We start from the raw sequence: 25,125 nt of genomic DNA on the forward strand, positions 1-25,125 counted from the left end.
CGGATCGACACCTCACGCCGGGAAACCGAAAGAATCTTGTCCATGACCGTCGCCTCACATCCGCTCGTCGTCCGCGCCCGGGAACTCGCCGACGGCCTCCTGGCCCCCGCGGCGGAGCGGGTCGACCAGGAGGGCGTCCCCGCGAGCCACATCGAGGCGACCAGGCGCTCGGGTCTGCTCGGGGTGAGCGCGCCGGTGGCGTACGGCGGCTCGGCGGCGCCGGCGGCCGTGGTCCGCGAGACGGCGGAGATCCTGGCCGGGGCGTGCTGCTCGACCTGGTTCGTGCAGACGCAGCACCACACGCCGGTGCTGACCCTGGCGAAGACCGCCCTGCCGGTGCGGGAACGCCTGTTGGGCCCGCTGGCCCGCGGTGAGCTGCTGTCGGGGGTGGCGTACGCGCATCTGCGGTCGTATCCGCGGGTCCCCGTGCGGGTCCGGCGCGAGGCGGACGGCTGGCGCTTCTCCGGCACCGTGCCCTGGTACACCGGCTGGGGTCTGAACGACGTGATGCTGCTGGCCGGGGTGACCGAGGACGACGAGGCCCTGTTCGCCTTCGTCGACGCCCGCGAACAGCCGGGCCTGCGGCCCTCGGAGCCGATGCGGCTGGCGGCCCTCAGTGCGTCCCGGACGGTGTCCCTCGAACTGGACGGCCTGTGGGTGCCGGAGGAGGCGGTCGCGCTCCTGATGCCGTACGCGGACTGGGCGGCGTCGGACCACCCGAAGACGCTGAACGCGAACCCGGCGGTCTTCGGGATCACGCGCGCGGCGCTGACGCTCGTCGAGGAGGAGTACGCGGGGGTGCTGCGGGCGCGTCTGGACGAGGTGCGCCGCCACGCCTACGCACTAGCCGACCATCCGATGCCGCAGGAGCGCGCGGAGGAGCGGCTGGCGGTGCGGGCGGAGGCGTTCACTCTGATGCGTACGGCGACGGAGGCGGCCGTGGTGACGGGTGGCGGCCGGACGATGCTGCTCACCCACCGCGCCCAGCGGCTGGCCCGGGAGGCCCTGTTCCTCCTGGTCCAGGGGCAGACGAGCAGTTCACGCACGGCGCATCTGCGGCATCTCGCCCAGGGACCGCGCTGACGGCCCACTGACGGCCCGCGAGCGTGCGGCGCGGCGGGGAAGCCGCCCTCGCTCGCCGGCCCGCCGCGGAAAGCGCCGTCGGATTGTCCGACACGGCAGGCGCGCCCGCTCCGGTATCCCGGTGACGGGAACTGTCGACGGATTGTCGACGGACTCTGCGACGGTTGCCCGGAGCAAGAGCAAAGGGGGACCAGGAATGGAGTTTCCATGACCGTCAATCATTCGTCGGGCATCGAGGACGGTACGGCGAAACCCTCGATAACGACCCCGCCGGACCCTGTACCGCCTTCCGTGAGTATCTCCTGGCCTACCGGAACGGTGCGGGCGGGAAGACCGGTCACGATCACGGTGACCGCTTATCCCGGCGTCGGCTGGGTCTGGAAGAACAACCAATGGCAAGCGGTGGATGCGGTCACCTTCACCGAGACGGATCTCGACATTCAGAGTGTGGTCTTGCTCAGGGACCACCGGGGCGGCGGCACAGGTTACGCGGCGACCTTCCCCAGTGCGGGCAACTATCTGATCACGGCGCTCGCGGTGGAGTCCAACGGCACCCAGTTGCAAGCCCCCTCACGGACCATCTCGGTGGCCGCGGCGATCCCCCCGGCGTTCACGTGGGTCACCCCGGCCGACGGCAGCGCCGTCAGCCTGGGGCCCGGCGGCGGATCGGTCGGTGTGCAACTGGCCACGGGAAGCGACCAGTTCTACCCCTGGACCGTGAGCATCGCCCACGACGGCCAGCCCGCCACCTCCGAGCAGTACACCGGCACCCAGTACAACAAGACGATCGCACTCGGCCCGACACCGCTCGGATCCCGGTCCCTCACCGTCACCTGCACCGACCCGAACGGCCTCGCCACCACCCAGACCCGCTCGCTCGTCGGACAGGACAGCGCACCCCCGGCGGTGACGATCGGCGCCTTCGCCGGCACGCAGACCGCCAGGTCCCTGCCGTACACGGTCACCCTCACCGGGACGACGACCGGCACCTCGTCGGGAGTCACCAAGGTCGCCTACGCCTTCACAGGCGGCCCCACAGGAACCGCGCAGGACACCTCGTCCGGCGGCGACTGGTCGACCTGGCGGGTACAAGCCCCGCTGAACGCCATCGGGAGCTACCCGTTCACGATCACCGCCACGGACTCCCGCGGGACCACCCGTTCCGCGTCCGGAACCGTCACCCTGGCCGCCCAGGCCCCTCCGGTGTTCACCTGGGTGGCTCCGGCCGACGGCAGCGCCGTCGGCCTGGGGCCCGGCGGCGGATCGGTCGGTGTGCAACTGGCCACGGGAAGCGACCAGTTCTACCCCTGGACCGTGAGCATCGCCCACGACGGCCAGCCCGCCACCTCCGAGCAGTACACCGGCACCCAGTACAACAAGACGATCGCACTCGGCCCGACACCGCTCGGATCCCGGTCCCTCACCGTCACCTGCACCGACCCGAACGGCCTCGCCACCACCCAGACCCGCTCGCTCGTCGGACAGGACAGCGCACCCCCGGCGGTGACGATCAACGACTTCGACAAGAGTCAGACCGCCACTTCGCTGCCGTACACGGTCACCCTCGCCGGGACGACGTCCGGCGCGTCGTCGGGCGTCACCCAGGTCGCCTATGCCTTCACAGGCGGCCCCACAGGGAGCGCGCAGGACACCTCGCCCGGGAGCGACTGGTCGTCGTGGCAGGTGCAGGCCCCGCTGAACACCACCGGGAGCTACCCGTTCACGGTCACCGCCACGGACTCGCGCGGGACCACCGCTTCCGCGTCCGGAACCATCACCCTGCATCTCTAGCCGTAGCCGTTGATGACCAAGGGGGTTGCCATGACCTCGTTTCGGGATCAGATGATGCTGGAGCTCGGCGACCCGGCCGTGTTCGGCTCGCTGCTGCTGCCCGCCGAGGACACCGACCGGCAGTTGATCCGCACCATGCTGGCCGCGACCTACGACCTGTCGGCGGTACGGATCGACCAGGTCCGGGACGTGGCCGTGAGCGAGCTGGAACTGCAGCACCCGCTCTTCGCGAAGGGCCGGAGAACAGGCACCTGGACACAGACGGTGCCCAGTTACACCCGCAGCGACCTCACCTTGGACGAGGCGACGTCACGGAATCCGGCGTGGATCGACATCCTGGCCCGGCTGCGGGTCACGGTGGTGGCCGAGGTCGAACCGGCCGGTGCCGAGTCGATCGTCACCGAGGCGGCCGACGACTTCGCGACGCTGGACGAATTCCGCCGGCGGTTCCCGTTCATCGACCTGGACGCGTTTCTGGCCGAGCACGGCATCAGCACCGTGGAACAACTGCGCGACGCCTTTCAGTACCTGGTGACGACGGTACGTCTGCGGGCCGCCGCGCCATTCGATCCGGACGACCCGGCCAATGCGCACACCTTGAATGTCGCGCTCGCCACGGTGGCGGTCGATCCCTTCGATCTGACCGAGGGAATGCGGGCCGCCCAGGTGGTCCGGGAAACGAGCAGGACATTGACCGGTAGGACACCGACGACGGTACCGGTGGAATCCACCACGGCCTACGCGGTCGCCGTCCTCTTCGCCGAATCCGGTCCGGGAGGGAGCGGGATCACCACCACCGCGGTCGAGCAGTTGTTCGCCAGAGCGGGTGTGGCGGCGCTTTTTCTGCATACGAACCTCTGAATACGAACCCCTGAATTCGAACCGAGGAGGCAGGAATGCCGCCCGACAAACGATCCACGTCGCGCCGTCACATCGACGCGACGGCGGCCGGCGAAGAAGACGCCGAATCCGAGGAGCAGGCCGCCACACAGGCCGCCGTGGAGTCCGGTGAGCCACCCGCTGTGGAATCCGGCGCGGCGCTCCGCTCACCCACCGTTCTGTCCCCTCAGGAGCTGCGGCGCCTGCGCGCCCGGCTCGTCCGCAAGTACCACTGAACGCCCGTACCACTGAACCCCATCGCACTTCAGGCCCGACAGAGATGAAGGAGGGGCCGATGCCAGTCCGCTATATCCGGGTGAACCCGGTCGTCGATCTGTTCGCACCAGCCGTTCGCGCATTCGGCAACATCGCCGTGGTCGGCAAGGTCGCGCTGCCGCAGCAGTCACCGCCGACCGACGCGGCCGTGGTGGGCATACCGATCGACTTCACCGATCCGGCCGAGGCACGCCGACGCGCCCCCGGCGACCTCGGGGAAGCCGTGGCGCTCGCCTTCGCCCAGTCGCCCGGCCCGTCGCTGGTGACAGCCGTGCGGGTGGACGAGAAGACCCCGGACTGGAAGGCCGCGCTGGACACGGTCGCCGGCCTCGACGTGCAACTGGTGGTGCTGGCCAACACCCCGCTGAACGCCACCACCGGCGCCACCGGCACCCCGGAGGGCGCGCTGGTCTCGCTGGCCAAGCACGTCGCCTCGGTGTCGGAGACCGGCGGCGACGGCAAGCAGCGCATGGGCGTGGCGATGCTGCCCAAGAACTCCGCCGATCCGACCCCGGTGACGGGCACCCTCGCCCACGAGCGCATGGTCTACATCGCGCACCGCAGCGACCAGGACGCCGCCGCGGCGGTGGCCGGCACGATCGCGGGCTACGAGCCGCACATCTCGCTGCTGCTCAAGCCGGTCAACATCACCAGCCCGTCGTTCAGCCAGGCCGCGATCGAGGCCCTGAACGGCTCGGAGACCTTCGACTCCGGGCCGGCCGGACGCGGGGTGAACTGGCTGACCAGCCCGTCGATCATTCCCGGCAACGGCGTCTACATGGGCGAGGGCTACACCGGCAATCCGGCCGGCAAGAAGTTCATCGACATCATGCGCAAGGTCGACGACATCACCTTCCAGCTCAACGCGCAGCTCATCAAGACGGTCGGCAACGTGCGGATCAGCCGCTCGGGGCTGCGTGCGCTGATCGCCCAACTGGAGGCAATCCTCGGCCCGGAGGTGCAGAGCGATGTGCTGAACGGCTTCGAGGTCGTCGTACCGCTGCTGGCCCTGCTGGACAAGGACCCGGCAGCGCTCACCGCCGCGGAGGCGGCGCAGATCCATGACGCGGAGGCGCAGCGGGTGGTCCAGGTCATGGTGGCGATCCAGTACGCCGGTGCCATTCACCGGCTTTCCATCACGCTGAAGTTCGATTAGGGGAGCACCGATGCCGGACTGGAACACACGGCTCGAGGTCAAGCTCGGGGACAGCACCATCACCCCGATCTCCAGCTTCACCCCGACGTTCAACGTGCCGCACACCGTGCTGCACAGTATCGAGGCGGACAACGTCGGTTTCGTCCGACAGCCGTTCACCTTCACGTTCACGATGGCGGTGCCCGCGGTGGCTGCGGCGGTCGCCGATCTGACCGAACTGGCCGCAGACGGCAGGGAGTTCGCCGTGGTGGTCGCCGAGAAGAAGGGCACCGACTGGGCTTTCGACTCGATGAAGTTCGCCCGCTGCGTGGTCACCTCGGCCAATCCCAGCAATGTGGTGATCGACGGCGTACCGCAGGCCAGCTTCAACTGCCTGGCGCTGGATGTCGGGCTGGAGGCGTAGCCGCCGTGAACGCCGAGGAGGAGGCCGGCTCGGTCGGGCCGTCCGGCTCCGCCGGTGGACGGGTGGAAGGCACCGGCATCGTGCCGGTCCACCAGGGCGAGCACGACGTGCCGGCGCCCGGCGGCGAGGCGGTGGCCCCGCCGCACGCCGTAGACGCCGGCACCGGACCGGTCCTCAACTACCACTTTCCGGTCGAGATACAGGCGGTGGGGTCACTGCCCGAGAGCGAGAGCGCCCAGCTGCTGGGCCAGGCCTTCGACCAGATCGGGCGGGAGCTCGCCAGCCGGCTGTGACGCCGGGCGCCGGCCGGATCGACAAGCGCAGGGGGAGACATGGCGGTGGGGACGAACGTCCCGGTACTGGTGGGGCCGGTGCCACTGCTCTACGTGCAGAGCATGACGGTCATCGAGGGCTACGAGATCGAGAGGATCATGGGCAGCCGGTTCCTCCAGGCGACCCAGCCCACCAAGAAGCAGATCGGCATCGAGGCGCTGCTGATCGGCTCGCAGCGGTGGGGACTGAAGAAGGCGCTGGAGGCCCTGGCGCTCACGTCCAGGGCGCTGGTGGCGACTTCGGCGGCCCTGCTGCCCGGCGGCATCCCGGTGGTGTCCGGCCTAACGATCAGTCTGGACATGCAGATCACCGAGTTGCACTTCACACAGAGCGTGGCCAGACGGGACGCCCTGGACGTGTCGATCTCGCTGCTGGAGGTGCCCCGGTCCAGCCTGATCGCGGTGGTCGGTGAGGTGGCGGATCTGGCGGTGGGAGCCGGAACCGCGTTGGTGCCGGGATCCGTCGCGCCCAACCCGATCGCCCGCGCCGCACAGGGCCTGTTGTAGCCGTTCGGCGGACCAGGACGAGAGCGGATCAAGACAAGAAAGGAGGCACCAGTGGCGACGCGCAGTTATCTCCGCTTGCCGATCGATGCCGACGAGGGTTTCCCGCAGGCGTTCCGGCTGGTGGTGTCCGGCCGCAACTACCAGTTCGGGCTGTACGCGAACATGGCCGAGGACGTCGTCGACAGCATGCCGGCCGGCCCGCTCGACCTGCCGGCCGCAGGGGCCTTCCTGGTGCTGTCGGTGGCCCGGGAGGCACCGGGCGGACTGTTCACCATCCTGCGCCGCAAGCTGGTGCCCGAGGTGGAGTACCTGGCGGCCGAGCTGGCCCTGACCTTCCCGACGATGCGGCTGGACCCGCGCAATCTCAACGGGACCGGCTCGTTCGGGTCCGAGGTGGTCGGAGGGGTGGCACTGCGATGAGCACCCCCATGAGCGCGCCGAGGGCGGAGGCCGCCCGATGAGCTTCGTGCTGTGGTACAAGATCGAGATCGCCGAGGCCGACGCGCCCGGCGGCGCGGTGGCCGGGGCGGTGGCCGGGCGGTCCGGGCTGGGGTTGCCGCTCACGGTGTCCAACGACGTGCTGAGCGGTTCCCTGGTCATCGACGCGGACGTCACCGTGACGATGACCGACGGCGCGGCCGCGGACACCTTCGAGATCAGCCTGATCAACCTGCCCGGCCAGGTCACGGATCTGATCAAGAACACGCATGCCGCCAAGCCGGTGAACGCCACCATCCACCTCGGTTACTTCGACGAGCCGTCGACCAGGACGGCCGCCGGACAGGTGCTGGTCGGCCGGGTCGTCGCGGTGACCGGCAGCGTCGGCGCCGACGGCCTGTCCCGGACCGTGCTCAGCGGCCAGGAGGAAGGCGGATACCTGCTGCGCAGCACACCGGCTGAGCAGGACCGCCCGGAGAGCACCGAGGCCGTCGCACTGGCCGAGTCCGTGGCGGCGGCCGCGGGCCTGCCGCTGGCGGACGGCTCCACTCTCGGCGGGGACCTGTCGGACTTCACCGTCCGGACCGGATCGGCCCTGGACGCGTTGGGCGCGCTCGCGGAGCAGGCGGACGTACCGCTGGTGGTGCGTGATCGCACGGTCTATCTCGGCCTCGCGGTCGGTGCGCTCACCGACCCGGCGCCGGTCGTGTTCAACCCCGACACCAATCTGGTCGCGCTCAGCAGCTCGACCGCCGAGGACACCGCGGCGCGCCCCGCGTTCCCGCCTCCGCCCGCGGACGGCGTGGCCGGGTTCGGGCCGGCGGTGACACCGCCGGTCCGCACGACGCTGGATCTGACGGTGCTCGGCCATCCTGGGTTGCGGGTGGGCCAGGTGGCCGCCACGACCGGCCTGTCCGGCGTGCCGGTGGGGCCGCTGCGGCTGTGCCGTGTGGTCCACTCCTTCCGGGTCGGCTCCGGCTACACCGCGGAGCTCCGGCTGATCGCTGCCGGTCCGGGAGAGCGTGCCCAGGTCAACACCGGGGTGCAGGGCATGGTGGACCGCTGGCGCGACGTCATCGACCGCAGTCGCGCCGATCATCCGGCGGTCGACCTCGGTGAGGTGACCGAGTACGCGGCCGGAGCCGACGGCAAGCACCTGGCCTCGCTGCACTACGGGCAGACACCGGAGGCCGGAGTGGCGGCGCCCAGTGTGGCGAGCCCGATCGACACCGCGGTCGACCTGCACAGCAAGCCGATCGTCTCCTCGTTCGCGTTCCACAGGACCGGACTGATCACCCCGGTGTACCCGAAGATGCGCGCGGTGCTGGCGCACAACCGCGGCCAGGTCAACGACGCGGTGATCACCGGTTTCGTCTGGCCGGACAATCCGGCCCAGCAACGTCCGGCCAACCAGGCCGGTGACCACTGGCTGGCGCTGCCCACCGAACTCGGCGAGGACGGTCTGCCGCAGGGCAAGGGGGCCAACGACCTCACCGACGCCGCCGGGCAGCGGATCATCCAGGTGGCCGCCCTGCACGTCCTCGTCGGAACCGACAGCCTGCCCGAGGTCGGGACCCGGCCCGATCCACCCACCGACGACTCGATCATCATCGAACACCAGAGCGGAACAATGATCACAGTGGATTCCGACGGCGCGGTCACGATCAGCACATCGGACCGGCCCATCACCCTGACCAACGGCTCGGTCAGCATGAAGCTCGACGGCTCCGCCGTGGCGGTGACGTGATGCCCCCCGTACTGACCGACGCGTCCACCGTGCGCTGCGTACACGGCGGGACCCTGACCGCACGGGCCAGTCAGCGGGCACTCACGGTGGACGGATCGCCGGTGCTGCTGCCGGCGGATCTGCTGGCCGGCCAGATCATCGGCTGCCCCGTGCCGTGCACGAGGATCACGGTGATCGCCGCGGGAGTCAGCGCGACGCTGACGGTCGGTGGCAGGCCCGTGATGCTGGCGACCGCGCGCGGTTCGACAGATGCCGGCACCTGGCAGGCGAACGACACGGGCCAAACAAAACTGGAGGCAGCATGACCACCTCGTTCGGTCGCAGCCTGCTGCTCGATGACGGTGACCTGGTAGTGGCGCAGGGACAGTTACTGGAAGTCGAGTCGGCGGCCAATCTCAGTCAGGCGCTGACGCTGCGGGTGCTCACCCCGTTCGGGTCGGACCCGTTCAACACCGGCTACGGGCTGGACATCGGCCAGGCCTTCACCCAGCCCAACCCGGTGTCGGTGGTGAAGCAGCTGGTGCAGTTGAACCTGGTCCGCACGCTGGGCACCGATCCACGGGTCCGTGACATCCGCCAGGTCGTCTTCGACGACGACCCGGATCTGCTGGCGGCGAACCCGGCTCTGGAGCCCGCCGTGCGCCGTGCGCACAGCCGTCGGGTGTGGACCGTACGGGTCGAGCTGGACACGGTGGCGGGCGATCCGTTGACGCTGCTGGTGGATGTGGGGGTGTGAGCGCGCCATGACCGCTTTCGGAGTGACCGAGGACGGCTTCGTACTCAAGCCGGTAGACCAGATCCTGAGCGAGGCATTCGAGCGGGCCCGTGCCGTCTTCGACGACATCGACCTGACCAGCACCAGCCCGCTCCGGAAGATCCTGGAGGTGACCGCCGCGGAGGACGGCGAGCTGTGGAAACGGATGGAGGACCTGTACTACGGCAACTTCATCTCCACCGCGTTCGGCGACAATCTGGACCTGCTCGGCGAGGACATGGGGCTGGCCAGGCCGCGACTGCCCAGCACCGGCAAGGTGCAGATCACGCTGGGCAACGGGGCGGACGGCAGACGCTACACCGTGCCCGAGGGCACCATCCTGGTCACTGCGGCGCCGGTCCGGGCCTTCGGCACGACCGCGGCGGTGACACTGGACCGGACGGCACAGCCGACGGCCACCGTGGACGTGACGGCTTTCGAGCCGGGACCGGACGGAGACGTCGCGGCAGGCGCGATCGCCGACATCGACCCCACCTACCGTTCGATCTTCCTGGCCGATCTCGGCACCGCCACGCTGACCGTGACCAACCCGAAGGCGACCGGCGGCGGCGCCAAGACCGTGTCCGACGACATCTACCGCGCCCGGCTGGCCGGGCTGGCCCGCAATCTGTGGACGGTGGAGTCGGTCGCGCAGGCCGCGCTGGGGGTGAGCGGGGTCCTGGACGTGCTGCTGTCCGACCCGCTCGGTGGAGTGGACGTCTCGCAGAGCTACTTCGGCACCTTCGCGTTCGACCAGCGTGCCTTCAGCTCCGAGGCCAGGCGGATCGGTGAGCCGTACTTCTTCAACGTCCTGGTGGCGCACGACTTCCGGGCGCCGTGGCGGACCATCGGCCCGGTGCAGGGGATCTTCGAACGGGTCACCGCGGCCGTCGACACCGTACGGCCGGTCGGCATCCACCCGAACATCGTGGAGGCCATCCATGTCGAGGTCGGCGCGCGGGCGACGGTGGTGGTCCAGCCCGGATCGGACGGGGCCGCCCTGCTCGCCTCGATCCGGCAGCGGCTGGCCACCGACATCGGCGGCCTGCGGCTCGGCGGCGACGTCCTGTACTCGCAGGTGGTGCGGGCCTTCGTGGAACAACCCGGAGTGGTCGACGTGCAGCAGCTGCACCTGCGCCGCAGCCCGGCGACGTCCGGTCCGGTCACCTTCGGCGCGGTGGCCGGGCAGAGCGTGACGGCCGAAGCCGCGGTGGGCGAGAACCTGGTCATGGGTCCGACCGAGCTGGCGATCTTCTCGCCCAGCGGGGACGCCCTCGACATCACGCTGGTGACCTCATGACCGCGCCGATCCTCGCCGCGGTCCGGATGGGCCGACGGCTGACGACTCCGTTCGCGCGCGGCGCGGACGTCCTGGCGCTGGATCTGCTGCCGGGCGGCGACCCATCGGCCGCCGGGGTGACGCCGTACGACTTCGCCGACCACCAGAGCCGGTTCGACCAGCCGCCGGAGCCGGTCTATGTGCTGGCCGCGGCCGAGGATCTGGGATCCGACACGATGGTGACGGTGGCCTACTCCCAGGCGGGCGCGCCGTCGAAGACGGCGCAGGCGGCCTTCCCGGCCGGCACCGTGGCCGGTGCGTCCGTCGCGCTCGACATACCCGTCTCGCCGCAGATCCGGGTGACCGGCCTGACGATGACGCCCGCCCCGCCGGACGGCCGTCCGGACCAGGCCTGGCTGCTGACCGCGTTGCTGGGCACCACGGCCAAGGTGCTGTGGGTGCTCGGCGGCGAACGCGACCAGCTGCGCGGGCAGTTCGCCCGGACGGCCGCGCAACGGCATCTGCCCACGGCGACCGGCCGCAGCCTGGACCTGATCGGTGCCGACCTCGGTGTGCCGAGGTTCCCTCCGCTGCCCTACGGGTTCGACACCGACACCGTCGCCCTGTACCACCTCGACGACGTCGGCGACGGGACCGACACCGTGGCTCAGGACGTCACCGGTCAGTATCCCGGCCGCACCGGCCGTCCTGGTTCGGTGAGCCCTTCGGTACAGCCCGGGACGGCAGGCCGTTACAGTGCCGCGTTCGGCTTCCGCTCGCCGGACGCGGTGGTGACGGTGCCGACCGATCCCGCGTTCGACATCGCCGTCAACGGCAGTGCCACGATGGAGTGTTTCGTCCGGCCGGACGCCGGCGGCGGCGACGGGCAGGTGCTGTTCCGGCACCCTGATCCGGGCGGCGCCGGCGCGGGCTGGCTGCTCTCGGTCGGCGAGTTCGGCCGCGGAGTGCCCCGAAACCCACGGCTGACGGTGAGCGACGGGACCAACCCGTCGGTCACGCTGTTCGCCGATCTGAGCCTGCCGACGGACGCCTTCACCCACCTCGCCGGTGTGCTGGACCGGAGCACGGGGGAGCTACGGCTCCATGTCGACGGGGTGCTTCGGGCCGCCGGGCCGCTCGGCCGGCTCGGTGCGGTGGCGAACACCGCGCCCTTGCGGATCGGCCCGGGCGGCAGCGCGTTCAGCGGTGTGATCGACGAGGTGCGGATCTCCGCCGTGGCCCGCACCGGCTTCTCGCCCGCGCTGGGCGAGGCGGACGAGCACTACCGCAGGCGGCTGAGGCTGTTCCGGCGCTGGGCGCTGCCGACGCCGGCCAATGTGGCGGCGATGCTCAACGAGCTGGTCGGCACCATCGGCGGACTGTCCGATCCGCTGGTGGTGCAGGACACCGACGCGACCCTGGTCCGCGGTACCCGGCTGGTGCACGTCCGCCCCGTCGCGCTGCTGCCGGGGGAGTCCGTCGACGCGGCCGGCCGGCGCGGGGTGACCGAGGCGGACACCGTCGGCACCGCCGCGCAGGAGGAGACGTTCGACCCGGTGTTCCTGCTGCGCTACGACCGCCCGGAGGTCGACTTCACCGCTCCGCCGCCGCGTGACCTCGGCCCCGGCGAACTCCCGCCCGATCCGCACCTGATGCAGGTCGGCCTGGCGACGCCGCTGGACCGGCTGGTCACTCTGGCGGCCGCCGAGCCGGGTACCGCGGGCCGGCTGCGGATCAGTGCCGCGTTCGACCCTCGCGCGGCCGGTCTGCAGGCCACCGGACGGGCGGCGCTGCTCGGGCACAGCACGATCCCACCGGGGCGGCTGGCCGCACTGGCCTACCGTGCCGGTCTCGGCTTCGTGAGCTTCCGCACCGACGTCCAGCCCGACGGCGCGCAGGTCTATGTGGCCGCTACACCGGGCGACTACTTCGCCATCGACCTCACCCCGGCCCAGGCCGGTCCGACCGACCTGGACGTCGGGCAGACGGTGGCCCTGTCGCTGCGGCCGGCACCGCCCGCGGACTCGGTGCTTCGCTGGCTGACCGTCCCGGACGGAGCCGGGCGCGCCGTGCCGGCCACGGCCGGCGCGCCGGGCAGCCCGTCTTCGGCCACGACCCTGCGGGCCACCGCGCCCGGCGCCCTGATCGTGAAGGCGGAGGTGACCCGGGGCGGGCACACCGTGTCCGGGAGCCGTCCGTTGCGCATCGGCCTGCCCGCCCTCCCGACCGGCCAGACGATCGCTGCCGACGGCACCCTCGGCGCACCGGCCTCGGTGGTGAGCGATCCCGACGAGTTCTTCGACCAGGAGTTCCTGGTACGGCACGACGACCCGAGGGTGGACTACGGCAGCGACGACGGCAATCACCTGATGCAGCCCGCGGTCGGGCAACTGCTGGACGCGCTCCTCGCCGAGCTGGACCGGCGTTCCGCCGGGGGGCGGCTCACGGTGCTCTCGGCGTTCCGGCCGGCCGGCGACGAGTTCGGCGCCCATGGCCGGACGCTGGTCCTGCAGCACGCCACCGTGCTGCCCGAGACGTTGGCCGGGCTGGCCCATGCCGTGGGGTTCGGCCATGTCGCGCACACCGGCGCCACCGTGGTCGTACGGCAGGCTCCCGGGGAGCTGGTCGTGGTGCACGGTCCGGACGGCACGGACGGCGGCCTGGTCATCGAGTTGGACGAGGGCGCGCAGGTGGCGCTGTCGGTGCGGCCGGCCCTGGTGAGCGACGGGGCGCCCGGCCAGACCGGCGCCGGCCAGATCCGGCTCGGCTGGGCGTCGGGTGGCTTCGGCACCGCCCACGCCACCCTGGGCAACGCCAAGCAGACGGCCACCAGTCTGCGCGGTGACTCGGCGGGACTGGCCTGGGTGCAGGCCAGTTACCTGCTGGGCGACCGGCCCGCCCCGTACACCTTCCGGGTCGGCCTGCGGCCGGAGCTGGACACCCCGGACACGGTGATCTCCAAGGACCAGTACGACCTGATCCTCAACATCCTCAATGCCCTGCACCCGGTGGGCATCGAGGTCAACACCCAGTTGATCCGGGATCACACCGTCGAGGTGCGCGGCAATCTGGCCGAGGTCAATCCCGACTTCACCTTTCCCAAGTTCCGCATGCGCAGCGTGCTGCCACCGCTCCGAAGGGACAACACCCGTGGCTGACTTCAGCTACACGCCGAAGTTCCATCACTTCGCCTGGGTCGACAACGTCGACCGGTGCGAGGCCGGGGGGACGAACGGCTTCAACATCCGGTTCGAGACCATCGAGAGCGACCTGCAGGGCGTGTCGACGGTAGTGGCGCAGATCGGCACCGAACTCGACCTGCTCAACGCGAGGGTGCCGACGGTGCCGCACACGGTCACCGTCCCGTTCGCTCCCACCCTGCTGCCGGCCGGGGGTTCGGCGGCATGGGCGCTGCAGACCTCGGGAAACGCCGTGGCTCCGGCGAACGGCGCACCCCAGGGGGTACTGCCCCTGACGCTGCCCGACCACGTGACGATCACCTCGCTGCGGGTCTGCGGCCATGGCATCCCGCCCAGCGGGCAGAACACGGCCACCATCCTCTCCCGGGTGTCGGTGACCGACGGCACCACCCGCACGGTGGTGGCGTTCGACACCAGCACCGTTCCGCTGAACACGGCGCGGGTCCTGGACCCTTCGGCGCTCAACCTGGTCGATCTCACCAACTACCGCTATGTGATCCAGGCGAACAGCGGGGTGGGATCGGCGTCCGATCCGGTCACTCTGGTCTCCTTCCAGATCACCTACACCAACCCCTGACCATGCGACACCACCGCGGCCGCGGCCGCATTTTTCGAACGGGGCCCTCATGGCAACCAATCCTTCGTCGACGCATCCTCCGAACCGACCGGCGTCGGTGAGCATCGCGCCGCCGCCCGGGGAGGTGACGGCCGGCATCCCGGTCCTGATCACGGTGAACGCCGATCCCGGCATGGTCTGGATCTGGCTGGCCGCCGACCAGAGCTGGGACGAGGAAGCGGCGGTCACCTACACGGAGACCCTGGTGGACATCTCGGGGGTGGAATCGATCAGGGACCACCGGGGAGGCGGCGGCACCTATACGGTGACCTTCCCGCGGCCCGGCGACTACACCGTCTCCGCGGCAGGGGTGACCGACAACGGGTCGCACATCGACGCGACCCCGGTGAACGTCCATGTGCGTGCCGCCGGGCCTCCGGTGTTCGCCTGGCAGGCGCCCGCCGACGGGGCCGTGGTCGACCTGGGGCCGGACGGCGCCCAGCTCGACCTGGTGCTGGGCACGTCGAGCGACCAGTACTACCCCTTCACCGTCAAGGTCACCCTGGACGGTCTGACCACCTCCCAGCAGTACAGCGGCACCGAGTACCGCAGGACGCTCAGTCTCGCTCCGAGGCCGCTGGGGCCCCGGACGATCACGGTGGAGTGCACCGATCCCGACGGTGGCGTGACCACCCAGTCCCGCTCGGTCGTGGGACACGACGGCACACCGCCGACGGTCACGATCGACACCTTCGACAGCGACGTGACCGTCACCTCGCTGCCCTGGCAACTCACCCTGACCGGGACGACGCCCGGAGCGTCGTCGGGGGTCGGCGAGGTGCGGTACGCGGTCACCGACGGTCCGTCGGGATCCGCGCAGGACACCGCGGCCGACGGTGACTGGTCGACCTGGCAGGCGCAGATCCCCCTGCCCACCACCGGCACCTTCGATGTCACGATCACCGCCACGGACTCCCGCGGCGGCACAGGGTCCGCGTCGGCAGTGGTCACCCTGCACCTGTAGTCGGTCACCCTGCACCTGTAACCGGCCAGGACCGGGAGACGGCCCGGTCCCGCGCCCCCTTCCAGCGAGCGCCGAGGAGCGTGTTCTTCATGACCATTCGGCTGGGATTCCACAGCCCGGCGGCCGGAGCGCGGGTCGGCCGGAACTTCACCGTGACGGGGTTCGCCTTCGACGACGGCAAGCCCATGCCCGGCGATCCGCCGGGGGGCCGGGTCGGCGTCTCCTCCCTGAAGGTCGCGATCGGCACCGGCGCCGGCAAGGAGGCCGCCCGTTCCGGTGCCGACTGGTCGATGCCCGGCGCGCTGCCGAGCAGTGTCCAAGGCGGCGATCGGGTGACCGTGACCGCCACCTGCCAGGGCACCGTGACCTTCGACGACGCGCCGGGCGAGAATCACCCCTTCTCGGTGGACGCCACCCTGCGGGTCCTGGCCGAGCAGGCCGGACCGGCCGGCACCAGCGAGAACACGGCCGACGCCACGGTGACCCCCGACGCGGTGGCACCGCCCGCGTTGAGCATCGACGAGCCCTTCAACACGAACGTGCCCGGGAGCCCGCTGCCCGCCGTCTTCACCCTGACCGGCGGGACGAACGGCTCGGAGGTGGGAGTCACCGGCGTGAGGTACTCCGTGCCGAACGGCCCGTCCGGTCCGGCGGAGAACACCGGCCCCGGCGGCGACTGGAAGACCTGGCGAGCGCGGATTCCCCTGCCCTCCACCGGTACGTTCCCCATCACCGTCACCGCCAGTGACTTCCTGGGGCGCACCGCCGTCGGCCTGGTGACCGTCATGGTCCTGGAGCCGCCGACGGTGACGCTCGATCCCTTCGACGCGGACGTGACCGTCACCTCGCTGCCCTTCCCCCTCACCCTGACCGGCAAGACGTTGGGGGCACCCGCGGGGATCCTCGGCGTGCGGTACGCCGTCACCAACGGTCCGTCCGGTGCCGCGGTCGACACCGCTGCCGACGGCGACTGGTCGACCTGGCGCGCGCAGATCCCGTTGCCCACCACCGGCACGTTCCCGGTCACCATCACCGCCTCCAACTCGGCCGCCCAGAACGGCGCCGGCACAGTGAGCGTCGACGTACAGGCGGCACCGCCCACGGTGACGCTCGACCCCTTCGACGCGGACGTGACCGTCACCTCGCTGCCCTTCCCCTTCGTGCTGACCGGCGAGGCGTTCGGGGCGCTGGCGGAGATCACCGGGGTGTGGTACGCCGTCACGGACGGGCCGTCCGGTCCCGCGGACGGCACCGGACCCGGCGGCGACTGGTCGACCTGGCACGCGGGCATCCCGCTGCCCACCACCGGCACGTTCACCATCACCGTCACCGCCACCGACTCCCTAGGACACACCGGCACCGCGTCCGGATCCGTGCGCCTGCGCCTGTAGCCCCGACCCGTCAGACCGAACCCGAGGTGGTGACATGCAGATCAACTGCCACGTCCCGATCGTCGTACGGATGATGGGTGAGCCCACACCGGAGCAGTTGGAGGCGCTCGGACACACGCTGGCCGGCACCGTGGCGGCGCGGCTGGCGCACGCGGAGCGGGTGCTGTCCGAGCGGCACCACCGCGAGGCCGGCGTTCCCCTGCCTGTGCCCGAGCCGTACGAGCCGGGCCGGGACACGGCGTACGACCGGTTCCCGTACGTGCCCGGCTACGAGGACGGCCACCGGGCGGCCGTTCCGCTGCGCGCCGCGGGCTCGCCTCCGGCGGGCACGACGGGCCCGACGCCTGCCGGCCGCCCGGCGCACGGCGGGACCAGGCCGACGGCGCCTGGCGGCCACATGGACGGCGACCACAAGAACGCCGACCGCAAGGACGGCGCCCGCGCGGCCGACCGGGACCGGCGGAAGCCCTCGGCTGCCGCCCCGCCCAGGACCCGGGTGTTCACCTACCCCGGCCAGTCGAAGTGGCGCCTGCTCTATCCCGCCGCGGTGACGAAGGAGCAGGTGGAGAGCTGGCTCTTCGCAGGCGGCGGGCTGCCGGACGGGTTCAGCCTCACCGCCGACCCGTCGGGCGGCGGCGCGCCGGGCACCGCCTGGTACCTCTCCTGGGCGGATTTCCGAAGCCGCCACCCCATGGGCACCGTCGACTTCACCACGACCTTGGTGAACCTCCTGACCCCATACGGTCAGGGGCTGGTGAACCGTGCCCTGGTCGGCGGCGACGCCACCGATGAGGAGGTGGCGGCATGGCGGGCCGGGCAGCAGGAGTCGAAGCGCCGATGGCAGGAGTACGACAGGCAGTTCGTTCCAGCGCTCAAAATGACCCGCGGAGAAGCGATCGCGCGCCTGCCCGCCGGACCGTACGAAGTGAACGGACAGTTCGTCTGGATCGGCTTCAAGGAATCCCTCGGCCGGTCCATCGTCGAGACCTACCCGCTCTCCTCGAACGAGACCTTCAACCGGGATGTACGGCACTATCTGCGCCACGGTCTGTCGGTCAGCCAGGCAGTCGCCGCGTTCACCGCGCAGTGGGACGAAATCCTGGCCATCGAGATGGCATTCGCCGGAACCGGCGCGGGATACCGGACGCCAGGAGCCGCCGAGGCCTCGGAGACCGCGGGACTGCAGAACGAGACCTCGCTCGTCGAGCGACGGCTGGCAAGAGCACAAGGTCTCCTCACCGAGGGCGATATCGCCCTCTCCAAAGCCGCATCGGCGGCGGAATCGACGGTGATCCGCACCGAACTCACCCAACTCGACGAACTGACCGGGCAAACCGCGCGGACCGAGATCACCACCGTGCGGCCGACCGCGACAGAAGTGGCCGCCGCGCCGGTCCCCAACCACACCGCGCCGGCCTCCGGCCCCGCCTCGCCGGGTCGCCGGATCGGCTTCGCGTTGCCGTCGACCACCCCGTCGGCACCCTCCGCGACGACCTCACCGACCCACACCGACCCGGCACCGTCCACCGACTACAAACCCGTCACCGGGTTCGGCCGCGATCGCACATCACTCCCGGTACGACCGCTGGACACCGGGCCGGCGGAACAACAGACACACACGCAGCCGCCCCCGGCACGCCAGGTGGCCTCCGCGTCGACGGGGCCCGACACGGCACCCGGTGCCGTCACAGGACAACGACGCGGGCAGCCCACGACAGCGACGGCAGGCAAACGGCCAGGCGCGGACACCCCGCCCCCCACACCGGCGAAACCCTCCGGCAACCCGGCCGCCCCGGGAAAGGGGAGTTCCACTCCGCCGAAGGCCGCCACGAAGTCCGACGCCTCGTCCGATATGACCGCCGCGGAGCGGGACTGGGAGAAGGCCCAGGCCGAGGTCAAGCGCCGGGAGCAACCGGCGCCGCGGTCGGAATTCGTCATCGCCGAGCAGTACGACTCCCCGGAGGCCGCGGTCGGCCAGCTCGAGGGAGAAGTGACCGTGACAAAAAAAGTGCGGAACGACAACGAGGGTCTGCGTGCCCAAGGATTCAAAGAGATCTGGTATGTCACCGACTCCAAAGACGTTCGGTGGACCGTTGCTTACAACCGGCGAACCGGCAAGTTCGCCGTGGCACACGAATCATCCCTGCAATAACGTGATGGGCCTTCTCACGGAGATGTCGATGAAGCGGCAGTACCACCTACCTGACGATGCCGACGGCGCCCACGCCCTGTCCGACAGTCTGTCCGGACAGACCGGACGACAGCTGGTCGCGACCGTGCTGGCCGGTGTCGCCCGAGGCGTGCGCAGGGCGGCCCCCGACGAAGCGGGCGTGCTTGCCGGCCACCGGGCGGGCGTTCCGCTGTACGCGGCGGGCTCGCCTCCGGCGGGCCCGGCGGCCGGCGGCGGCCCGGCGCACGGCGGGGCCGGGCCGGCAGCGCCCGGCAACCGCAAGGACGGCGCCCGCGCGGCCGACCGGGACCGGCGGAAGCCCTCGGCTGCCGCCCCGCCCAGGACCCGGGTGTTCACCTACCCCGGCCAGTCGAAGTGGCGCCTGCTCTATCCCGCCGCGGTGACGAAGGAGCAGGTGGAGAGCTGGCTCTTCGCAGGCGGCGGGCTGCCGGACGGGTTCAGCCTCACCGCCGACCCGTCGGGCGGCGGCGCGCCGGGCACCGCCTGGTACCTCTCCTGGGCGGATTTCCGAAGCCGCCACCCCATGGGCACCGTCGACTTCACCACGACCTTGGTGAACCTCCTGACCCCATACGGTCAGGGGCTGGTGAACCGTGCCCTGGTCGGCGGCGACGCCACCGATGAGGAGGTGGCGGCATGGCGGGCCGGGCAGCAGGAGTCGAAGCGCCGATGGCAGGAGTACGACAGGCAGTTCGTTCCAGCGCTCAAAATGACCCGCGGAGAAGCGATCGCGCGCCTGCCCGCCGGACCGTACGAAGTGAACGGACAGTTCGTCTGGATCGGCTTCAAGGAATCCCTCGGCCGGTCCATCGTCGAGACCTACCCGCTCTCCTCGAACGAGACCTTCAACCGGGATGTACGGCACTATCTGCGCCACGGTCTGTCGGTCAGCCAGGCAGTCGCCGCGTTCACCGCGCAGTGGGACGAAATCCTGGCCATCGAGATGGCATTCGCCGGAACCGGCGCGGGATACCGGACGCCAGGAGCCGCCGAGGCCTCGGAGACCGCGGGACTGCAGAACGAGACCTCGCTCGTCGAGCGACGGCTGGCAAGAGCACAAGGTCTCCTCACCGAGGGCGATATCGCCCTCTCCAAAGCCGCATCGGCGGCGGAATCGACGGTGATCCGCACCGAACTCACCCAACTCGACGAACTGACCGGGCAAACCGCGCGGACCGAGATCACCACCGTGCGGCCGGCGGAAACAGGAGTGCCCGCCGCTCCGGTCTCCCGCCCCGCCGAGCCGAGCCGCCGGATCGGCTTCGTGCAGCCGTCGACCACCCCGTCCGACACCGCCGGGACACCGTCCACCGGCTACAAGCCCGTCACCGGGTTCGGCCGCGATCGCACCACGCTCCCGGTTCAACCACTGGACACCGGGCCGTCGGAACAACAGACGCACACACAGATGCCCCCGGCACGGCAGGTGTCCTCCGCGTCCAGAGGGTCCGACGCGGCACCCGGTGCCGTCACAGGACAACGACGCGGACAGCCCACGACAGCGACGGCAGGCAAACGGCAGGGCGCGGACACCCCGGTCCAAGCCCCGCCGGAGCCCACCGTCCCTGCCACTTCGAAGCCCCTGAAAGCCCCTGAGAAGCCGAAGGCCGTCCGCACACCGAAGGCTCCCTTCGACGCCACCGCCCGGCGGGTGGGCGCGGAGCGGGTGGAGCGCGTCGAGCGGGCGGCCGTCGATGCCAAGGCGTCCGTGTCGAAGCAGAACAGGGACCGGGCCGCCGCTCTGCAGGAGCTGAAGGCCCAGGCGGCGACGAGGCCACCGAAGCCCGCCTCCCTCCGGGCCCGGCTCGACTCGATCAACGGGTTGAAGGGCTACGACGACAAGGCCGCCGCGGTCGCGGCGCTGCGCCAGGACCCCGGGCTGACGACCGAGGAGAAGGCGTATCTCGACTGGCTCGGCCGGAACTATGCCCTGCAGCACGAGTCGCGGGAGGCGCAGGGCACGGTCGCCGCACTCGAGGGCGTACAGGACACCCTCGCCACGACCGGCGACGCCGCGGGCAAGGCGCTGCGCGAGGCGAGCAAGCCCCTCGGCGAACTGCTGCGGAGCGACGGTCCGAACTACCGGGCCGCCGGCAGGATCAATACGGACCAGGCGATGTCCCCCACCGCCTGGGACGCGCAGGCCGTCAAGCCCGAACTTGCCACGGACCACCTCGTATCGGTGGACGCCATCGGCAAACTCGACGAAATCCGCAGGCTGGAGGCGCTGTACGAGCAGGCGCCCGCCGAGGTGAGGGAGGCGCTCAGAGCCGGGCTGGAAGACATCGGCGACCTGCAGGTCAACCTCGTCCGTATGCGGGCGGACGCCAACGGCAGCAGCCTGAAGTCCAACCGAAGCTGGGCGGACATCTCCTACGCCGAGGCGGAGAGGTTCGGATACACCCGAGCCGATGTCGACGCCATACGCCAACGTGAACGCAGAGCGCTCGACGAGATCAGGGAGGCGATCGAAGCTCTGATCGCCAGGTACTCCGGGAACAAGGGCAGGGGCGGACGGTGACGGTGGCTGTCGACCGTCCGTTTCGGCTCGTCTTCGTCACGGTGTTGTCCGGATGCACGAGTGCCAAGACGCTGTCGCCGACCGTGGTCGCCGTCTCGTACCGGTGGGTCCGGTGCCGTCACGACGGGGCGGACGTTGCCTGCCGGCTCGCCGGCGCGGTGACGGTGGAGTCCGGGCCGGGAACGGGTCCGTGCCGCCGCGCGCGTGCGTCGTCACGGTCCAGGCCTTGCCGTACCGGGGGGGGCGGCTTGAGGGCGGTGACCGGTGCGCCGGCTGCCGGTGCCGCCACCGGTTCCTGCGGCGGTACGGTGCTCGCCGTCGCGCTGGCCGTGGTGTAGGGCCCGCGACAGCAACGGTAGGCAAACGGCCCGGCCACCCGAGCGCACCGTGGCCGATGACCCGGTCCGCTGGGCTTGTCCCGCCGTCCGGAGGCGTCCCGGCCTGCGGTCGGGACACCTCTGGCAGAGGTCTGTCCGGACGATCCGGGCTGTCCTCAGACGGCCGCGCCCGATGGCACGACCGGCGAGTCGTGGTCCGGGACGGCGCGCATGTCGGTGCCGGCGGCGGCGAAGGCCGGTCTGCGGGACGACACCCCTGCACCACGGCTCAGCGCGGCATCGTGGTGAAGAACTTGACGGTGTATCTCGACAAGTCCCGGGGACGGCTCGACCCCGTACTCCTTGATCAGCACGGCACGCGCGGTCTGGAACGCGGACAGCGCCTCGGCCTGCCTTCCCGAGCGGTAGAGCGCGGTCATCAACTGCCCCCACAGCCGCTCACGGGCGGGATGGGCCCGAACCAGCCCCTCCAGCTCGACGGCAGCCTGGGCCTCGCATCCCAGGACCAGCGCGGCCTCGATCCGCGCCTCGATCGCCGACAGCCGTGACCGCTCCAGCCAGGTCGCCTCGGCCGCGATCGCCGGGTGGTGGTTGAACTCGGCGAAGGCATCGCCACGCCACAGGCCCAGCGCGGCCGTCAGCCGCTCAAGGGCGAGCTGCGGCTGCTGTGCATCCAGTGCCTGTCGGCCCGACGCCGCCAACCGTTCGAACCGCACCGCGTCGACCGTCATCGGGTCCACGCGCAGCTGGTAGCCCGGCGGTCGGGTGACCAGCAGCCCCTCCGCGCCGGCGGCCGAACGCAGCGCGGTGCGCAACCGCGACACATAGGTACGCACCGTCCGGTGCGCGTCGGCCGGCGGCCACACGCCCCACAACTCCGCTGCCAGGGCCGCCACGCTCACCGTACGACCAGGCACGATCACCAGCCGGGCGAGGACACCGCGAAGCTGAGGACCCCCGAGATCCACGGCCCGGCCCTTGACGACGGTTTCGAATGGTCCCAGCACACGCAACTCAAGTACGGGCAACTCCGATGTCATTCTTTCCCCCATGATTGGCGCATTTGGTTCCAAAAGCAGACTCCGGGAGCACTTCGAAGGCCTGGTGCGTCAGCGCGGTATCTGCGGCAAGATCGGATCCGGCGGTATTCCCGCGGGCATCAACGTCCCCCCGGTGACGTGCAATTGCCGTTCGCCAGCATGGCGCCAGGAAAGCCTCCCGTCACGTTACGTTCCGTTCAACGGACCAGGAGCACCAGCCCCACGCCGACGGCGACCGAACAGCACACCCTCTTGACCGGCCCCCCACCCTGACTGGACTATGTTGCGTATCACTCTCATCGTTGCGCATTACGCATCCAGGAGGATGGCATGTCTCCTCGACCGCAGCCCGGCCGCGAGTTCGTCCTCACCCTTTCGTGCCCCGACCGGGCCGGTCTGGTCCACGCCGTCACCGGCTTCCTGGTGAGCCACTCGGGCAACATCCTGGAGAGCCAGCAGTTCGACGACCGGCCGCAGGACCGCTTCTTCATGCGGGTGCACTTCGACGTCCCGGACGGCGCGGTCTCGCTGGAGGACCTGCGCACCGGCTTCCTGCCGGTCGCCGAGGCGCACGGGATCACCTGGCGACTGAACGACGCGTCGACCCCGACCCGCACCCTGATCATGGTGTCGAAGTTCGGCCACTGCCTGAACGACCTGCTCTTCCGCAGGTCCACGGGCGCGCTGAACATCGAGATCCCGGCGATCGTCTCCAACCACCGCGACTTCGAGTCACTGGCCCGGACCTACGGCATTCCCTTCCACCACATCCCGGTGACCCCCGACACCAAGGCGGAGGCGGAGGCCCGGCTGCTGCGGCTCGTCGACGAACTCGACGTCGACCTGGTGGTGCTCGCCCGGTACATGCAGATCCTCTCCGACGACCTGTGCAAGCAGCTCGACGGCCGGGCCATCAACATCCACCACTCCTTCCTGCCGAGCTTCAAGGGAGCCCGGCCCTATGTCCAGGCACACCAGCGCGGCGTCAAGCTCGTCGGCGCCACCGCGCACTACGTGACGCCCGACCTCGACGAGGGCCCGATCATCGAACAGGACGTCGTCCGCGTGACCCACTCGCACGCGCCCGACGAACTGGTCGCCCTGGGACGTGACGTGGAGGCCCAGGTGCTCGCCCGCGCCGTGCGCTGGCACAGCGAGAGCCGGGTACTGGTCAACGGCCGCTGCACGGTCGTCTTCCGCTGACCGCACGAACAGCGGGCCGGCACCCCACCAGGGTGACGGCCCGCTGTGTCGTACGCGCTCAGGCGGGGCTCGCGTTCCTCTCGGCGGCCTCGACGACGTTGGCGAGCAGCATCGCCCGGGTCATGGGACCCACTCCCCCGGGCATCGGCGCGAGCCACCCGGCGACCTGGGCGGCCTTCGGGTGGACGTCGCCCGCGAGGCCCTGCTCGGTGCGGGTGATACCGACGTCCAGGACGGCCGCGCCGGGCCGCAGCATGTCCTTGGTGATCAGCCCGGGCGAACCGGCCGCCGCGACCACGATGTCCGCCTCGCGTACGTGCCAGGCCAGCCCCTTGGTCCCGGTGTGGCAGAGGGTCACGGTGGCGTTCTCGGAGCGCCGGGTGAGCAGCAGCCCGATCGGCCGTCCGACGGTGATGCCTCGCCCGATCACGCAGACCCGTGCCCCGGCGATCGGCACCTCGTAGCGGCGGAGCAGTTCGACGATGCCGCGCGGGGTGCAGGGCAGGGGGGCGTCGATGCCGAGGACGAGCCGCCCCAGGTTGACCGGGTGCAGTCCGTCGGCGTCCTTGGCCGGGTCCATGCGCTCCAGCACGGCGTTGGCGTCCAGGTGGCGCGGGAGCGGCAGTTGGACGATGTAGCCGGTGCAGGCCGGGTCGGCGTTGAGCTCGTCGACGACCTCCTCGACCTGCTGTTGCGAGGCATCTGCGGGGAGTTCCCGGCGGAGGGAAGCGATCCCGACCTGAGCGCAGTCCCGGTGCTTCCCGGCGACGTAGGCATGGCTGCCCGGGTCGTCCCCGACGAGCACGGTACCGAGCCCCGGCGCACGACCGTCGGAGGCCGTCAACTTGGCCACCCGCTCAGCGAGTTCACGCCGAATGGCGGCAGCAGTGGCCTTCCCGTCCAGCACTTGTGCGGTCACTGACGGCCCTCCTTCCAAGAGACCGAGCTGCAGCGCGCCCCTTCAGGGGCGCGGGGCCGTGTCGATGTGCGGCTACCGCCGCGTGGGCGCGACCAGC

At 70.8% G+C, this 25,125-nt stretch carries 22 protein-coding genes; 20 read left to right on the forward strand and 2 right to left on the reverse strand.

The annotated features are described in order from the left end of the window. Positions 1–42: 42 nt before the first annotated feature. The 19 genes from ACFZDK_RS40115 (at position 43) to ACFZDK_RS40205 (ending at position 21,528) form a co-directional block, all read left to right on the forward strand. Positions 43–1,083 (forward strand): acyl-CoA dehydrogenase family protein, encoded by a 1,041-nt coding sequence (locus tag ACFZDK_RS40115; protein ID WP_390980121.1) that lies wholly within the window; start codon positions 43–45, stop codon positions 1,081–1,083. A 348-nt stretch (positions 1,084–1,431) separates the two neighbouring features. Next, positions 1,432–2,874 (forward strand): hypothetical protein, encoded by a 1,443-nt coding sequence (locus tag ACFZDK_RS40120; protein ID WP_390980123.1) that lies wholly within the window; start codon positions 1,432–1,434, stop codon positions 2,872–2,874. Positions 2,875–2,904: 30 nt separating this feature from the next. Further along, a complete protein-coding gene (locus tag ACFZDK_RS40125) occupies positions 2,905–3,735 on the forward strand; it encodes a hypothetical protein (RefSeq protein WP_390980125.1) in 831 nt (276 codons plus the stop codon). A gap of 35 nt (positions 3,736–3,770) precedes the next feature. Continuing rightward, positions 3,771–3,989, forward strand: a complete 219-nt coding sequence (locus ACFZDK_RS40130) for a hypothetical protein (RefSeq protein ID WP_390980127.1) — start codon at positions 3,771–3,773, stop codon at positions 3,987–3,989. 59 nt (positions 3,990–4,048) lie between these two features. Beyond that, positions 4,049–5,185 carry a hypothetical protein gene (locus ACFZDK_RS40135; RefSeq protein WP_390980129.1) on the forward strand — a complete coding sequence of 379 codons (1,137 nt, stop codon included), beginning with the start codon at positions 4,049–4,051 and terminating at the stop codon, positions 5,183–5,185. A gap of 10 nt (positions 5,186–5,195) precedes the next feature. Then, positions 5,196–5,588, forward strand: coding sequence for a hypothetical protein (locus ACFZDK_RS40140; RefSeq protein WP_365690800.1), 393 nt, complete (start codon positions 5,196–5,198; stop codon positions 5,586–5,588). A gap of 5 nt (positions 5,589–5,593) precedes the next feature. Beyond that, positions 5,594–5,881, forward strand: a complete 288-nt coding sequence (locus tag ACFZDK_RS40145) for a hypothetical protein (RefSeq protein WP_390980131.1) — start codon at positions 5,594–5,596, stop codon at positions 5,879–5,881. Between the two features lie 39 nt (positions 5,882–5,920). Then, entirely contained in the window at positions 5,921–6,427 is a 507-nt protein-coding gene (locus ACFZDK_RS40150; RefSeq protein WP_365690797.1) for a hypothetical protein, read from the forward strand. A gap of 51 nt (positions 6,428–6,478) precedes the next feature. Continuing rightward, positions 6,479–6,847: a hypothetical protein gene (locus tag ACFZDK_RS40155; RefSeq protein ID WP_390980134.1), complete on the forward strand. Its 369-nt coding sequence runs from the start codon at positions 6,479–6,481 to the stop codon at positions 6,845–6,847. 37 nt (positions 6,848–6,884) lie between these two features. Then, positions 6,885–8,612: a hypothetical protein gene (locus tag ACFZDK_RS40160; protein WP_390980136.1), complete on the forward strand. Its 1,728-nt coding sequence runs from the start codon at positions 6,885–6,887 to the stop codon at positions 8,610–8,612. Beyond that, on the forward strand, positions 8,612–8,917 hold the full coding sequence (locus tag ACFZDK_RS40165) for a hypothetical protein (RefSeq protein WP_390980138.1): 306 nt from the start codon (positions 8,612–8,614) through the stop codon (positions 8,915–8,917). Before ACFZDK_RS40160 ends, ACFZDK_RS40165 begins: the two co-directional genes overlap by 1 nt. Beyond that, the gene (locus tag ACFZDK_RS40170) at positions 8,914–9,348 is read left to right on the forward strand and encodes a hypothetical protein (protein ID WP_390980140.1); all 435 of its coding nucleotides are present in this window, start codon (positions 8,914–8,916) and stop codon (positions 9,346–9,348) included. Before ACFZDK_RS40165 ends, ACFZDK_RS40170 begins: the two co-directional genes overlap by 4 nt. A 7-nt stretch (positions 9,349–9,355) precedes the next feature. Next, positions 9,356–10,666, forward strand: coding sequence for a baseplate J/gp47 family protein (locus ACFZDK_RS40175; RefSeq protein ID WP_390980142.1), 1,311 nt, complete (start codon positions 9,356–9,358; stop codon positions 10,664–10,666). Further along, entirely contained in the window at positions 10,663–13,803 is a 3,141-nt protein-coding gene (locus tag ACFZDK_RS40180; RefSeq protein WP_390980144.1) for a LamG-like jellyroll fold domain-containing protein, read from the forward strand. The genes ACFZDK_RS40175 and ACFZDK_RS40180 overlap by 4 nt, the downstream gene beginning before the upstream one ends. Beyond that, the gene (locus tag ACFZDK_RS40185) at positions 13,796–14,422 is read left to right on the forward strand and encodes a hypothetical protein (RefSeq protein WP_390980146.1); all 627 of its coding nucleotides are present in this window, start codon (positions 13,796–13,798) and stop codon (positions 14,420–14,422) included. Before ACFZDK_RS40180 ends, ACFZDK_RS40185 begins: the two co-directional genes overlap by 8 nt. Positions 14,423–14,519: 97 nt before the next feature. Then, positions 14,520–15,425, forward strand: a complete 906-nt coding sequence (locus ACFZDK_RS40190; RefSeq protein ID WP_390980148.1) for a hypothetical protein — start codon at positions 14,520–14,522, stop codon at positions 15,423–15,425. Between the two features lie 89 nt (positions 15,426–15,514). Then, complete coding sequence (locus tag ACFZDK_RS40195) at positions 15,515–16,816, forward strand: hypothetical protein (RefSeq protein ID WP_390980150.1); 1,302 nt, start codon at positions 15,515–15,517, stop codon at positions 16,814–16,816. A 34-nt stretch (positions 16,817–16,850) separates the two neighbouring features. After that, positions 16,851–18,968 carry a hypothetical protein gene (locus tag ACFZDK_RS40200; protein WP_390980151.1) on the forward strand — a complete coding sequence of 706 codons (2,118 nt, stop codon included), beginning with the start codon at positions 16,851–16,853 and terminating at the stop codon, positions 18,966–18,968. Between the two features lie 4 nt (positions 18,969–18,972). After that, the gene (locus ACFZDK_RS40205) at positions 18,973–21,528 is read left to right on the forward strand and encodes a hypothetical protein (RefSeq protein WP_390980153.1); all 2,556 of its coding nucleotides are present in this window, start codon (positions 18,973–18,975) and stop codon (positions 21,526–21,528) included. Positions 21,529–22,021: 493 nt separating this feature from the next. On the opposite strand, the gene ACFZDK_RS40210 is transcribed toward ACFZDK_RS40205, so the two are convergent. Continuing rightward, positions 22,022–22,873 (reverse strand): BTAD domain-containing putative transcriptional regulator, encoded by an 852-nt coding sequence (locus tag ACFZDK_RS40210; protein WP_390980155.1) that lies wholly within the window; start codon positions 22,871–22,873, stop codon positions 22,022–22,024. Positions 22,874–23,236: 363 nt separating this feature from the next. Between ACFZDK_RS40210 and purU the strand changes: the two genes are divergently transcribed. Further along, complete coding sequence (gene purU, locus ACFZDK_RS40215; protein WP_390980157.1) at positions 23,237–24,109, forward strand: formyltetrahydrofolate deformylase; 873 nt, start codon at positions 23,237–23,239, stop codon at positions 24,107–24,109. A 58-nt stretch (positions 24,110–24,167) separates the two neighbouring features. On the opposite strand, the gene ACFZDK_RS40220 is transcribed toward purU, so the two are convergent. Then, positions 24,168–25,028 (reverse strand): bifunctional methylenetetrahydrofolate dehydrogenase/methenyltetrahydrofolate cyclohydrolase, encoded by an 861-nt coding sequence (locus ACFZDK_RS40220; protein ID WP_390980159.1) that lies wholly within the window; start codon positions 25,026–25,028, stop codon positions 24,168–24,170. Between the last annotated feature and the right edge of the window lie 97 nt (positions 25,029–25,125).

It is taken from the genome of Streptomyces sp. NPDC007901, assembly GCF_042959465.1.
Taxonomy (GTDB): Bacteria; Actinomycetota; Actinomycetes; order Streptomycetales; family Streptomycetaceae; genus Streptomyces.

Coding starts and splice junctions, on each gene's coding strand:
- ACFZDK_RS40200 (WP_390980151.1), top strand. CDS start 16,851: ATGCAGATCAACTGCCACGTCCCGATCGTCGTACGGATGATGGGTGAG.
- ACFZDK_RS40140 (WP_365690800.1), top strand. CDS start 5,196: ATGCCGGACTGGAACACACGGCTCGAGGTCAAGCTCGGGGACAGCACC.
- ACFZDK_RS40180 (WP_390980144.1), top strand. CDS start 10,663: ATGACCGCGCCGATCCTCGCCGCGGTCCGGATGGGCCGACGGCTGACG.
- ACFZDK_RS40170 (WP_390980140.1), top strand. CDS start 8,914: ATGACCACCTCGTTCGGTCGCAGCCTGCTGCTCGATGACGGTGACCTG.
- ACFZDK_RS40125 (WP_390980125.1), top strand. CDS start 2,905: ATGACCTCGTTTCGGGATCAGATGATGCTGGAGCTCGGCGACCCGGCC.
- ACFZDK_RS40195 (WP_390980150.1), top strand. CDS start 15,515: ATGACCATTCGGCTGGGATTCCACAGCCCGGCGGCCGGAGCGCGGGTC.
- ACFZDK_RS40165 (WP_390980138.1), top strand. CDS start 8,612: ATGCCCCCCGTACTGACCGACGCGTCCACCGTGCGCTGCGTACACGGC.
- ACFZDK_RS40115 (WP_390980121.1), top strand. CDS start 43: ATGACCGTCGCCTCACATCCGCTCGTCGTCCGCGCCCGGGAACTCGCC.
- ACFZDK_RS40150 (WP_365690797.1), top strand. CDS start 5,921: ATGGCGGTGGGGACGAACGTCCCGGTACTGGTGGGGCCGGTGCCACTG.
- ACFZDK_RS40205 (WP_390980153.1), top strand. CDS start 18,973: ATGGGCCTTCTCACGGAGATGTCGATGAAGCGGCAGTACCACCTACCT.
- ACFZDK_RS40175 (WP_390980142.1), top strand. CDS start 9,356: ATGACCGCTTTCGGAGTGACCGAGGACGGCTTCGTACTCAAGCCGGTA.
- purU (WP_390980157.1), top strand. CDS start 23,237: ATGTCTCCTCGACCGCAGCCCGGCCGCGAGTTCGTCCTCACCCTTTCG.
- ACFZDK_RS40160 (WP_390980136.1), top strand. CDS start 6,885: ATGAGCTTCGTGCTGTGGTACAAGATCGAGATCGCCGAGGCCGACGCG.
- ACFZDK_RS40130 (WP_390980127.1), top strand. CDS start 3,771: ATGCCGCCCGACAAACGATCCACGTCGCGCCGTCACATCGACGCGACG.
- ACFZDK_RS40135 (WP_390980129.1), top strand. CDS start 4,049: ATGCCAGTCCGCTATATCCGGGTGAACCCGGTCGTCGATCTGTTCGCA.